Annotated in this window: 9 protein-coding genes and 2 pseudogenes; 10 read left to right on the top strand and 1 reads right to left on the bottom strand. The window is 35.9% G+C overall.

All coding sequences use genetic code 11. The features are described 5' to 3' along the window. Positions 1–31 precede the first annotated feature (31 nt). The 7 genes and pseudogenes from I7822_RS04630 (at position 32) to I7822_RS04600 (ending at position 7,443) form a co-directional block, all read left to right on the top strand. Positions 32–2,494: a beta-mannosidase gene (locus I7822_RS04630; protein ID WP_207975582.1), complete on the top strand. Its 2,463-nt coding sequence runs from the start codon at positions 32–34 to the stop codon at positions 2,492–2,494. A gap of 331 nt (positions 2,495–2,825) precedes the next feature. Continuing rightward, the gene (locus I7822_RS04625; RefSeq protein WP_207975581.1) at positions 2,826–3,890 is read left to right on the top strand and encodes a LacI family DNA-binding transcriptional regulator; all 1,065 of its coding nucleotides are present in this window, start codon (positions 2,826–2,828) and stop codon (positions 3,888–3,890) included. 80 nt (positions 3,891–3,970) lie between these two features. Further along, complete coding sequence (locus tag I7822_RS04620; RefSeq protein ID WP_207975580.1) at positions 3,971–4,222, top strand: hypothetical protein; 252 nt, start codon at positions 3,971–3,973, stop codon at positions 4,220–4,222. Positions 4,223–4,257: 35 nt separating this feature from the next. Continuing rightward, positions 4,258–4,596, top strand: a pseudogene (locus tag I7822_RS04615) (glycoside hydrolase family 113). Positions 4,597–4,614: 18 nt separating this feature from the next. Further along, entirely contained in the window at positions 4,615–5,238 is a 624-nt protein-coding gene (locus tag I7822_RS04610; protein WP_207975579.1) for an SGNH/GDSL hydrolase family protein, read from the top strand. A gap of 40 nt (positions 5,239–5,278) precedes the next feature. Continuing rightward, a pseudogene (locus I7822_RS04605) lies at positions 5,279–5,632 on the top strand (family 1 glycosylhydrolase); the annotation flags it as partial. A gap of 827 nt (positions 5,633–6,459) precedes the next feature. Continuing rightward, the gene (locus I7822_RS04600; protein WP_207975578.1) at positions 6,460–7,443 is read left to right on the top strand and encodes a nuclease-related domain-containing protein; all 984 of its coding nucleotides are present in this window, start codon (positions 6,460–6,462) and stop codon (positions 7,441–7,443) included. A 5-nt stretch (positions 7,444–7,448) separates the two neighbouring features. On the opposite strand, the gene I7822_RS04595 is transcribed toward I7822_RS04600, so the two are convergent. Continuing rightward, positions 7,449–8,915 (bottom strand): potassium/proton antiporter, encoded by a 1,467-nt coding sequence (locus tag I7822_RS04595; RefSeq protein WP_207975577.1) that lies wholly within the window; start codon positions 8,913–8,915, stop codon positions 7,449–7,451. A 204-nt stretch (positions 8,916–9,119) separates the two neighbouring features. Between I7822_RS04595 and I7822_RS04590 the strand changes: the two genes are divergently transcribed. From I7822_RS04590 to I7822_RS04580, 3 genes are all read left to right on the top strand, one after another. Further along, on the top strand, positions 9,120–9,800 hold the full coding sequence (locus I7822_RS04590; protein WP_207975576.1) for a sigma-70 family RNA polymerase sigma factor: 681 nt from the start codon (positions 9,120–9,122) through the stop codon (positions 9,798–9,800). 158 nt (positions 9,801–9,958) lie between these two features. After that, positions 9,959–10,543 (top strand): ATP-dependent Clp endopeptidase proteolytic subunit ClpP, encoded by a 585-nt coding sequence (gene clpP / locus I7822_RS04585; protein WP_207975639.1) that lies wholly within the window; start codon positions 9,959–9,961, stop codon positions 10,541–10,543. Between the two features lie 481 nt (positions 10,544–11,024). Further along, positions 11,025–12,332: a coiled-coil domain-containing protein gene (locus tag I7822_RS04580; protein ID WP_207975575.1), complete on the top strand. Its 1,308-nt coding sequence runs from the start codon at positions 11,025–11,027 to the stop codon at positions 12,330–12,332. The last annotated feature ends 378 nt before the right edge of the window (positions 12,333–12,710 follow it).

The raw sequence follows: 12,710 nt of genomic DNA, 5'->3' as shown, positions 1-12,710 counted from the left end.
ACAAAAATAACAAATTAGAAGGGTGAGAAGAATGAAGAAAATAGAATTAAATGGTTCTTGGAAAATGAAGAGTGCGAATGAAACTGAATGGTTAGATGCAATCGTTCCAGGTTCTGTTATGAATGACTTGTTAAGGCAGGGGAAGATTAATGATCCTTTTTATCGTGATAATGAAGACCATGCTTATGAAATCGCAGCAAAGGATTATGAATTTACTCGTGAATTTTCAGTTGATGAAGAACTACTTAGTCATAGCCAGATTGCGATTCGATTTGATGGTCTTGATACACTTTCAGAAATAATGGTGAATGGAAAATTAATTGCAAAAACGAACAATATGCATCGTACCTATGAATTAGATATTAAGGATTATTTAGTTAAAGGAACGAATCATTTACAAGTGACTCTCCTCTCACCAATTCAGTATATAACGGAAAAACAGAATGAAACGAAATTATGGGGAGTAACGGATGCTATTGAAGGGTATCCGCATATTCGAAAAGGACATAGTATGTTCGGTTGGGACTGGGGTCCACAAATTCCCGACTTAGGAATTTGGCGCACTGTTTCACTGTTAGCGTGGAATCATAGTCGCATTGAAGATGTATATGTTAGTCAGGATCACCATGATCATGAGGTCGGTGTAAACGTACGTGTTAGAGTAAAGGATGCAGGGGGAGAAATTGTAAACCTCGAGGTGAAGCTAACAAGTCCAACAGGTGAAATCAATTCAACACAAATCACGGCTATGAAATCGGAAGAAACAATTACTATTGATGTAGCAAATCCACAATTATGGTGGCCAAATGGATACGGAGAACAGCCTTTATATAAGGTAGAAGTCCTTGTTTCAAATGAGGAAGGCTTGTTAGATGAAAAAGCATTAACCATTGGACTTCGTACGATAAAAGTAAAACATGAACCTGATCAATGGGGAAAATCATTCGAATTTGAAGTAAATGGTCTTTCGATTTTTGCGATGGGTGCGAACTACATTCCAGAAGATAATTTATTAGCGAGAAATTCATCAGAAAGAACCGAACGATTAATCAATGATTGTGTGGAAGCTAACTTTAATATGATCCGTGTTTGGGGTGGTGGAATTTACCCTGAGGATTATTTCTTTGATTTATGTGATGAAAAAGGGCTAATCGTTTGGCAGGACTTCATGTTTGCTTGCAGTATGTACGATTTAAATGATGAGTTTAGAGAAACAGTTGAACAAGAAGTAATCGACAATATGAAGCGAATTCGTCACCATGCAAGTCTAGGAATCTGGTGTGGAAATAATGAAGTTGAAGAAGCGTGGGTATATTGGGGAGATATGCCTGATGATGATTACAAACATAAAGCAGACTATATCAAGCTTTTCGAGTTTATTATTCCTGAGCTTGCTAAGGAACTTGACCCGCAGACTTTTTACTGGTCATCATCCCCATCATCTGGTGGAGGATTTAATGAACCGCGTAATCCAAATGAAGGTGATATGCATTATTGGGAAGTATGGCATGGATTAAAACCATTCTCAGAATATGAAAAGTTCCATTTCCGCTTCTGTTCGGAATTTGGTTTTCAATCATTCCCATCAATGAAAACAATTGAAACATTTACAGAGCCTGAAGACCGCAATATTTTTTCATATGTCATGGAAAAGCACCAGAAGAATGGAGCTGCGAATGGAAAAATTCTATTTTACCTTTCGGAAAACTTCCTTTATCCAAAAGACTTTGATTCTTTACTATATGCCTCCCAGCTATTGCAGGCTGAAGCAATTAAATATGGGGTAGAACATTGGAGAAGAAATCGCGGTCGTTGTATGGGGTCACTTTACTGGCAGTTAAATGACTGTTGGCCGGTTGCTTCTTGGTCAAGTATTGATTATTACGGTCGCTGGAAAGCATTGCATTATTTCACGAAGAAATTTTATTCACCAGTTTTGTTATCACTTAGAGAAGAAGGCACAGATGTAGAAATCCATGTGACAAACGATTCTTTAGCAAATGTAAATGCGCGAATTGAATGGAAATTACGTAAAAATACGTCAGAAGTTCTTCAAGAAGGAACAGTGACTGCAAATATTGAAAGTCTTACTGCTAATCAATGTGAGAAATTATCATTTGGTGAATTTTTGACTTTTGATGCAATAAGAAATACGTATCTTGAGTGCACATTATATGTAAATGGTGAACAAACAACTGTGACAACACTATTGTTTACGAAGCCGAAACATTTTACTTTCTTGAATCCAGAACTATCAATTGAAGTGACAGAAACGAATGAAACGTTTGAGATTGCTGTATCCTCGATAGCTTTTGCAAAATACATTGAACTTGAATTAGCTGCAGCGGATTGCAAGTTTAGTGACAATTACTTTGATCTTTCGGCAGGAGTTAAAAGAACGATTGTCGTGCAAAAGGAAAGTTTGAGTCAAGATCTAAGTCTAGGTGCATTTAAGCAACAGCTATCAATTCGCAGTGTTTACGATATTGCATAAGAAATAACTGAATGTCTCTCATATCCCTTCGTCATTTTGATAATAATAGGCCGGGTAATTCTACTAATGAACATTAGTGATAGATGACACTTGTATTTAACCGAATATTTAAGTGTTCAGTATGTACTTTTAAAAATGGCTCAGTTAAAGCTCACTGTTGATTTTCGCACATTGTTGATTGGAGCATAAGACGTTAGACTCTTGCGGGAGGCTCATGAACCGCCCACGGAAAGCGAAAGTCTGTAGCAGAAATCAACAACAGAGTTTAACAGAGTCTTAAAAATAAATACATGAAACATGATCAAATACGTTGGTGGAGTGAGAAAAAAGCATGGCAAAAAAAGTTACAATGCAGCAAATTGCCGATTACTTAGGTGTATCAAAGTTTGTTGTATCTAGAGCACTGTCTGGAAAAGAAGGGGTAAACCCTTCGACAAGAGAAAAAGTGTTCCAAGCTGCCTCGAAGCTCGGATACTTTGCCCAAAGAAATATGAAAATTGATGATATACATGATCAACAAAATGAGCAGCAAACGATCGATACATCTGTGACAAATAACAAAAGTGTGTTAGTGCTTATGCCAAATATCCGCTTCCAAAACAAAGAATCACGTTATTGGGGGCGGATATTAGATGGCATAGGTGAAATGTTAGAAACAATCGGAGCTGGCATGGTTGTTCTTACAGAAAATAACCTAGAAAGCCTTGGGAATGTTTTGAATCCAAAGGGCTTTTTAGGTGTGATTAGTATAGGGGTTGTCTCTACTGCGTTATTGCTCGAGGTCCATCACTTACATATTCCATTAATTATGGTGGACTATGAGGATGCATTGATACCGTGTGATTCGATTTTTAATAACAGCTTCGATTGTAGCTTGAATTTAACAAATCATTTAGTAGGACTTGGTCATCAGCACATTCAATTTGTTGGAAACGTTGAATACTCCCGTAGCTTCTATGATCGCTGGCTTGGATACAGAAGTGCAATGGAGAGGAATAAGTTGGTTTTACCAGAGGATACCATTATCTATTCTGAGGATGCTGATCGAGTGCGGGATGATATTAAACAATGGTTAAAAAAACAAACAAAGCAAACTATGCCTACTGCGTTTGTGTGCTGTAATGACAATGTGGCGAAAAGAATGATTACACAGCTAGAAGAAATAGGTTATCACGTGCCAAATGAAGTCTCAGTTGTAGGCTTTGATAACATGGAATTTTCCTATTCGATGACACCTACAATCACAACTGTTGATGTAGCAAAAAAGGATTTGGGTAAACGAGCAGTTGAAATGTTAATGAGAAGAATGAGAGAAAAACATTTACCTTTTGAGAAGGTGCAACTGGGTGGAACAATTTTGCTTCGTGAATCAACGGCTAGACTAAATAAAGTGTGAATGCCAAAAATATAAGAATTTTAAATGTATGGGAGATTATTTTAATTTCTTACACACCAAACTCTACCAGGTATGACAAAATGATATACAAAAATTTCGGTAAGAGTGGACTTATGGTTCCAGCTATACTTACTACAAAATATATAGAAGGAATACCTAATGACTCCCGTGTTGCCAAGGGTGTTGATACGATTTCTGCTGATCAAGTGACAAAAGCTCGAATTGAGAAAGTACAAAAACTAAAAGTGATAGCAGATGAAAGAAATCAAACAGTTGCCCAATTAGCTATCGCTTGGTCTTTGAGAAAAGAAGTGGGGTTGCATCAGCTCTGATTGAAGCTAGTCGTGTTGAGCAAATTGTTGAAAACGTGAAAGTGAAATTAGTTAAGCTCCACGAAAGGTTTAACAAGCCAATTGTCTTCATGGAAATTGGTTGTCGAAGTGCTGAAGGCTGTGCGATGATACCTTGGGATTTTGAACATACAGAACTTCCGTATAGTTAAGATGAACAAGCAAACTTTTATAGTTCGGTTATGAAAGTATTTTGGGACGAGCCTTGGTTTGGTGGATTTTTTTGGTGGGACTGGAGTACAAAACTTTATCCATTAGCAGAAGCTAAGTCAAATACTTACTTCGACATTTATGGTAAAAAGGCTGAAAACGTTTTAAAAGAATGGTATCGAAAAAATGTTCAAGCAAAGAAATAGAATGTGGGAGGTAATGAAATGGTAGTGAAAAAGGTTTTATTGATCGGTGATAGTATAACTGAGTGGGGAAGACATGAGGATCCTGAAAATTTAGGCTCAGGGTATGTAAGACTTATTCATGATTATTTTGTTACAACTTATCCAAACCAAGCCTATCAATTTCTAAACAGAGGTGTTGGTGGCGACCGAATTATCGATTTAGCGGAAAGATGGCAAAAGGACGCCATTGACTTAAATCCAGATTATATTTCAATTTCTATTGGAATAAATGATGTGTGGAGACAATTAGATCACGCGGACATGGAGCAAATAGGAACAGAACAATTCCAACAGCTCTATATCGATTTATTAACGCAAGTAAGAGAAAAAACAAATGCAAGGATCATCCTGATGGAGCCAACGATTATTGAAGAAGATGTAAAAGCTAAAGGAAACCAACTATTATTTGACTACGTTGAGATTGTTCATAAAGTAGCAAAGGAATTTCATGCAACAGTTGTTCCAACACATAAAGCATTTATTAACTATTTACAATCAGGGAACGACTACAAGCTGACAACAGATGGTGTTCATATGAATCCAGCAGGAAATATGCTAATGGCGAGTACCTGGATTAAAGCGGTTGAAGATCAGTTGAAATAACGGTTTTCCTCGTGTTGATATTTTTGAACTCGGAGGTTAAGAAAATGACTCATGCAACAATGATGAACCTGTAGCTGGACGCGTAAGAGACGAAAGACGTATTAAATATTTAAAACAGCACTTAACTGCATTAAGCAGAAGCATCGAATCAGGTGTAAATATAAAAGGCTATCTAACATGGTCATTGATGGATAACTTCGAATGGGCAGAAGGCTACAGAAAACGCTTTGGGATTGTCCATGTTAACTATCGCACATTGGAAAGAATAAAGAAGGATAGTTTTTATTGGTATTTCAAATGGCTTTTTTTGAGAATGGGTATTGAAATAGAAAGTTTAGGACCTCCTGACGCTATGGCTTGGGAGGTTTTTTTATGGTGTGGTTTTAATAGCTAGTTTAATTGGCTTGAGATGAGGGGTTGGAAAATTGAGTTGGTTCAATAAAAGAGGAAAGTGGTTCAATAGAGAAAGAAACTGGTTCAATATTAGATGAGCGTGGTTCTGAAAATAGAAAACTTGGTTTAATTCGCTCGGAAAGAGGGGGGGCGAAAATGGAGTTGGTTCAATAAAAGAGGAAAGTGGTTCAATAGAGAAAGAAACTGGTTCAATATTAGATGAGCGTGGTTCTGAAAATAGAAAACTTGGTTCAATTCGCTCGGAAAGAGGGGGGTGAAAATAGAGTAGGTTCAATAAAAGAGGAAAGTGGTTCAATAGAGAAAGAACCTGGTTCAATAATAGATGAGTGTGGTTCGAAAAAAGGAAAACTAGGTTCAATCGTCTAGGAATGCAGGCTCGGAAAATGTAGTTGGTTCAATAAAAGAGGAAAGTGGTTCAATAGAGAAAGAACCTGGTTCAATAATAGATGAGTATGGTTCGAAAAATAGAAAACTAGGTTCAATTGTCTTGGAATGCGGGCTCGGAAAAAGGAGTAGGTTTAATAAATGAGGAAAGTGGTTCAATAAAGAAAGCAACTGGTTAAATATTAGATGAGTGTGGTTCAAAAAATAGAAAACTAGGTTCAATTCGCTCGGAAAGAGTATCGAAAAAATGAAGTTGATTCAATCCACTAAAAAATGAATAAAAAAGTAGAAGTTTCAGTCAGATTTCATCAGTAAAACAAAATGTATTACTCCCTTTAAAGAACCAACTCTTTAATATATAAAATACATCTAAAATTATTAAAATAGTTGCAGGATATCTACCGATTATAGCGAATACCATTTTTGATACGTGATCCAAAACATAAAGGAGTGAATAACCTGATTATTAAAGAACAAAAAAAGTCTTCTGAGCTATTAAAGTTAGAGGCGATAGTAAATAGACTTCGAAAATCGCACAGTAGCTATCCTATTTTAGTGAAAGATTATGCAAAAAAGCTTGCAGGATATAAAGGGGAAAAGTCAATTGCCTACTATTTAAGCTACATCAATGATAATTATCTTATTTTCAATAATATTAGGCTAAAAGATAAGAATCATTTTTTTCAAATCGATACACTTATTGCTTCACCATTTTTTATTTGCAACCTCGAAGTGAAAAATATAGCGGGAACTTTATTTTTTGATGAAGAATATGATCAGATGATTCGAACGTTAGATGGGAAAGAAGAAGGCTACCCAAGCCCACTGATTCAAATACGAAGGCAGCAGTCCCATTTAGAGAATTGGCTGGGAGATCATAAATTTCCACGTATCCCCTGTCAAAGTTTTGTTGTTATCAGTAATCCTTCTAGCATTATAAAAGCCTCAAAGTCACTTAAATCACAAATCCTTCATAGCGCGAACATTCCTTTCAAAATAGGAGTTCTAGAAAAGAAGTTTAAAGAACAGTTATTAACAAAATCTTCCCTTAAAAAGTTATCAAAGACTCTTATTGAAAAGCATATTGAAGAAGATGTTGACTTATTTACCCATTATAATATTTCAAAAAATGACATTCTAACTGGAGTGCAATGTCCAGACTGCGGGCAATTTCCTGCTAAAAGAGCACAAGGATCTTGGCGATGTTCAATTTGTAAACATAAAGCGAAAGATGCCCACTTCAAAACTCTAGAAGAATACAAATATCTTTTTGGAAATAAAATAACAAATCAACAGCTCCGGTCATTTCTTCACATCTCATCACGCACTAGTGCAACAAAGTTTTTTAGTACATTAAATTATGTTCATGAAGGTAAAACAAAGGATAGGGTGTATTTCATACCTTAAAAACTTCATTCAACATTCAGCAACTCCTTCAAGTCAGAAATACTTTTCTTATCAGCTAGAATATACAAAATATCACCGTTTTTAATCGTTAAATTATTACTGGGTGGAAAAAGGTCCTTGTTTCTAATAAGGGCATTCACCCATACCTTTTCAGGGAACGTAATATCCTTTACTTGCTTATTTAACAAGCTGCATTTTTGACTAACTGCGTATTCAATTAATTCAGCGTTTACCTTGCCCAGTGAGATGACTTCAAGTAAATCAGGAGAAATATCCTTTTCTGGTTCTGTAAGTCCAAGCTTTTTTGCAACTAATGGAATAGTAGATCCTTGCACAAGGGCAGAAGTTAAGACAACGAAGAAAACAATATGAAAGATAACATGACTATTTTCGACGCCATCAATGAATGGAAAGGTTGCAAGTACAATTGGGACAGCTCCTCGTAATCCTGCCCACGAAATAAAAAGAAATTCCTTTGAAGAAAATGGAAAGTATGATAGTGCCGCATATATAGCGGCAGGGCGAGCGATCACAATAAGAATCACTGATAGAAGCAAAGCTTTCCAAATTAAATCCAAATCAAATAACTGAGAAGGGGAAACTAATAATCCGAGAATAATAAACATTAAAATTTGCATCATCCAGGCCAACCCTGCATGAAATCGCAAAATTGAGTTTCGATATGTAAGATCCTTATTGCCAATTACAAGTGCAGTTACATAAACAGCAAAAAGTCCACTCGCGTTAAGCATAGAAGTGACACTATATGAAAGGATCGCGAATACTAAAGTAAAAACAGGATATAATCCGTTAAAGTCTAAATTGATTTTATTAATTGATTTTGTGGCTAGCCATCCAAGTCCGTAACCAAGAAGAAGTCCAATGCTCATTTGCCAGAAAAATGATAAAATCAGCATGACAATATTAGAGTCATCAGAAGTCATTAACTGGATTGTGGATATGGTTAAAAACATGGCCATAGGAACGTTTGTTCCCGATTCTGCTTCTAATGTAGAGGTTAGTTTTTCTTTCACATTTTGTCCAGCTAAGATCGCAAATACTGCAGCAGCATCTGTTGAACCAACAATTGCTCCGATCAAAAAAGACTCGAGCCAGTCCATGTCAAAAATCACTTTTGCTCCTAAAGCAGTTATTGAAGTCGTTATTAGGACACCAATTGTTGCTAATGAAAGGGATGGAGCAGCAACCTTCTTAACAGAACTCCATTTCGTTTTTAGCCCTCCTTCAAATAGGATAATGACTAACGCTATAATCCCAATGATTTGGGCGATTTTCACATCGCTAAAATTGATAATGTTTAATCCATCACTACCCATAACCATTCCTAACCCGATAAACAACACAAGAGCAGGAACGCCGATTTTAGTGGAGAATTTTGTTGTAATAACTCCTAATAATAAAAGCAGTGAAAGGAGTAAAATTAGGTAATCTGTTTCAAAATGTTGCAGCATTTTGGCCTCCTAAGGTTAAATAAAAAATGGAAGTTTTTGAAACAATACCCTTGATTGAAATGTATCAAACAAGTTACAGATGATGGAATTAATAATGTGGATATATAATAGAAGTAATAATTAATTTATAAAAGTAAATGACCCCATATCTTTTTCGCCACCTTATTCGTTATATAACTGAGAGTGTTTAAAGGAGTGAATGGTATGCAAATTAATGTAATGAAAGAATTAAATCTCAAGCACGTGCAAAAGATCGAAGACTATATTCCAGCGCTGATTGCATATTGCAGATTTTTAACAAATAGTAGCTGGGATGGTGAGGACATTGCCCAAGAAACGGTGCTGAAGGCAATTGAAGCATACGGTCAAAAGGCTGAACTTATTTCACCTGCTTTGCTGAAAAGAATTGCTTATAATCATTGGATTGATACAGTTCGTAAGAGGAAAAAGGAGACGCTCGAATCTGATATAACATATAAAGAGGGAAAGCGTGATCATACAGTTGATGATGCCTTTGACATCGTACAGTATTTAGTCAAACATTTCACTCCAAAGCAAGCAGTGATTCTCTTTTTGAAAGAGGCTTTTTGCTATCGGTCCTCTGAAATTGCTGATATTCTCGGAACAACTGAAATGGCGGTCAAGTCGATTCTTCATCGCTTAAGAAAGCGGATTGAAAATAATGGGGGAAATGGCTTGGGGTTAATCTGGGAAAAGGAAGAAGAACGATTGCTTTCAGAACTTTTCTATGACGCTCTAACACTGCAGGACCCAACAACACTAATTCGTAACATCCCAACTGTACACTCTTTAATGAAGGAAGCTGTTGCTCCAGTCCCTTCAAAAACACTCTCTCCTTCAAGTGGACTTTACATGGCTGCTTAATCCCATTCTTAACGGGTAGTAAGACCATACTTTAAGATTCATAAATTCGCAAAAAAGCCCGTAAAGATCGATAAGTTTCGCTACCATTCAATGTGGGATGAAAACCCACATTGAATGAGGTCTCACTTTATTTAAACAATGATAAGGAGGGCTTTATGATGACAACAATTCCATATGTTATTGACCAATCAAATCGTGGGGAACGGTCATATGATATTTATTCAAGACTTTTAAAGGACCGGATTATCATGCTGGGAGACGAAATAAATGATCAGGTAGCAAATAGTATTGTTGCACAAATGTTATTTTTAGCTGCTGACGACCCAGAAAAGGATATTTCATTATATATCAATAGTCCAGGTGGCTCTACATCTGCAGGGTTTGCTATTTTCGATACGATGCAATATATAAAACCTGATATAAGAACAATTTGTACAGGAATGGCAGCTTCATTCGGTGCTACCTTGCTTCTTGCAGGTACAAAAGGGAAACGTTATGCCTTGCCAAATAGTGAAATTATGATACACCAGCCTTTAGGTGGAGCAAAAGGGCAAGCGACAGATATAGAAATTACAGCCCGACGTATACTAAAGCTGAAAGAGCATGTGAACAAATTGTATGCAGATATCACCGGCCAGCCAATTGAAAAGATAAGAATTGATACAGAAAGGGATTATTTTATGAGTGCAGAAGAAGCAGTTGAATATGGAATAATTGATGAGGTTCTTAATCCAACTAAATAAAGGTAATAGGGGCGATTCCATTTTCTTAGGAATCGTCTTTTTTCATGGCCAATTAATCATGATATTAATTCAATACAAGCGCCATGAATATAGAGACATTTAAAACACACATCCTTTAATGAGGCATGTCCCTTTCTTCCTAGTGTTGTTCCTAGGCCCGTGTGCACTGGTTTTACGATGTTAGAACTAGTAAAAACTAGGGTATTTGCACCTTTTATTTACATGACTTTTAGATTCTAGAAATAGATTTTGATATATGTTAGAGTATAGTTTGTGGGTTTTATAGTAGAAAAAAGGGGTCTTTTGTTATATTTGAAATGTAATTGTAATATTAACAACATGATTTTGTCACTTTTTGATGATATACTACTTATTGTGGCTAAATAAGTAAATAGTATGATAATCTTTTAATGAATTGAAGATAAATAGATATATAGAATTAGTGTTCATACATATTAGATTTGAAAGTAGGGGAAGAGAAATGTCGAAAAAGAAACTACTAGTCATAAATTTAGCAGTCATGATTGGATTAGGCAGTTCATTTGCTATTCCTTCAGCTAAAGCTGAAACAGCAGAGAGCTTATCTGAAATTCAGCAACAGCGCACACAAGTTCAAGATAAAATTGAAAACGCTGAGCAAGAGCTAAACGATGTTCAGAAAGAACTTGCTAAGTTAAATGAGCAGATTGAACGTGTTGATCAGGCGATTGCAGATAACAACAATAAAATGGAACAAACGAAAAAAGACATAACAATTGCTAATGAAGAGATTAGCAAAATGCAAAATGAAATCGCAGTTTTAGAAGAGACAATTAAAAATAGAACAGAAATTTTAAAGCAACGTGCTATTGCATATCAACATAGTGGTGGAAATGTTGACTATTTTGACGTATTAGTTGGTTCTTCTAGTTTCAGTGATTTTGTTAACCGAGCGATTGCAGTAGGTAAAATTGCAGAAGCAGACAGTGAACTTATAAAGCAGCATGAGGAAGATGAAGCTGCTTTAAAGGAAACACAAGCTGCAAAGGTAAAAAGACTTGCAGAACTTACAGAGATGAAAACAGAATTAGAAGGTATGCAAGCTCTTGTTCTTGAGCAAAAGGAACAAAATGATCAATTAAAAGAACAGCTTAAGAGTGAAGAATCAGCAACATTAGCTGCTAAAGCTAGTATGCAACAGCAAGATAGTAATCTTGCATTACAAGAGTCTAGTATCCAACAAAGCTTAGACGCTCAAGTAGAAACTTCAGCATCTTCAACTGCATCTACCTCTAGATCTACATCTGTAGAGGTAACAAGTGGAAGTAATGAAGATTCGACAAGCTCAAATTCAACATCAAAGTCAACTTCAGATTCTACAAGTAGCAAAAAAACAGTTCCATCAACACCTGTAAAATCAAATGGATCTGTTAACGACCTGATTCGTGCAGGTTATAAGTATTTTGGTAACTCTGTCTATGTTTTTGGTGGCGGTAGATCAGCTTCTGATATAGCAAATGGAAGATTTGACTGTTCAGGATATGTTATTTGGGCATTTTCAACAATTGGAGTTAATTTAAGTGGTAACACGGATTCATTAAAGCGCTCAGGAACTCAAGTTTCAACAAGCAGTATGCAACCAGGAGACCTTGTCTTCTTTGATACGTATAAAAAAGATGGACATGTCGGTATTTATGTAGGTGGCGGTAAATTCATCGGTTCTCAAAGTTCAACTGGTGTTGCAATTGCTAATATGTCTAGTGGATATTGGAACGAAAAGTTTAATGGTCGTGTAGTACGTGTAAATTAATAGTTATAGATTAGAGCTGGCATAAATGAGTCAGCTCTTTTTGTGTCTTGTTTTTTTAATTCCCGTTTAAATAACATGCTAAACGTATAATATAGAATAATTCTCTTTATTTTCCGTAAGTCATTTTAAGTAGTTAGATCAGGAGGGAGGCATTATCGGCGACTCCCTAAAGAGAATGATAGAAAGGTTATTTTGTCTTTAATTACTGAAGGGGTGCTTGCAAAAGAACAAATTTTATTATAAAATTTAAATCGTAACGATTACTGTTTATGTGATTTACCAAGATATTTTATTACGACCTATTACAATATTTAAGAATTACAGATGTGCGTAATAAATAGGTAGGCAAAGTATCAATTTTAAATCGTAATAATATCG

The sequence above is a fragment of the Metabacillus bambusae genome (genome assembly GCF_017497975.1).
Taxonomy (GTDB): domain Bacteria; phylum Bacillota; class Bacilli; order Bacillales; family Bacillaceae; genus Metabacillus; species Metabacillus bambusae.
Note: the sequence above shows the minus strand (reverse complement) of the source record. Positions and strands in the feature narration are given on the sequence as shown.

Excerpts from the sequence above, each read along its gene's own strand:
- I7822_RS04620 (WP_207975580.1), top strand. The coding sequence starts at position 3,971 with ATGATATACAAAAATTTCGGTAAGAGTGGACTTATGGTTCCAGCTATA.
- I7822_RS04580 (WP_207975575.1), top strand. The coding sequence starts at position 11,025 with ATGTCGAAAAAGAAACTACTAGTCATAAATTTAGCAGTCATGATTGGA.
- I7822_RS04630 (WP_207975582.1), top strand. The coding sequence starts at position 32 with ATGAAGAAAATAGAATTAAATGGTTCTTGGAAAATGAAGAGTGCGAAT.
- clpP (WP_207975639.1), top strand. The coding sequence starts at position 9,959 with ATGACAACAATTCCATATGTTATTGACCAATCAAATCGTGGGGAACGG.
- I7822_RS04625 (WP_207975581.1), top strand. The coding sequence starts at position 2,826 with ATGGCAAAAAAAGTTACAATGCAGCAAATTGCCGATTACTTAGGTGTA.
- I7822_RS04590 (WP_207975576.1), top strand. The coding sequence starts at position 9,120 with ATGCAAATTAATGTAATGAAAGAATTAAATCTCAAGCACGTGCAAAAG.
- I7822_RS04595 (WP_207975577.1), bottom strand. The coding sequence starts at position 8,915 with ATGCTGCAACATTTTGAAACAGATTACCTAATTTTACTCCTTTCACTG.
- I7822_RS04610 (WP_207975579.1), top strand. The coding sequence starts at position 4,615 with ATGGTAGTGAAAAAGGTTTTATTGATCGGTGATAGTATAACTGAGTGG.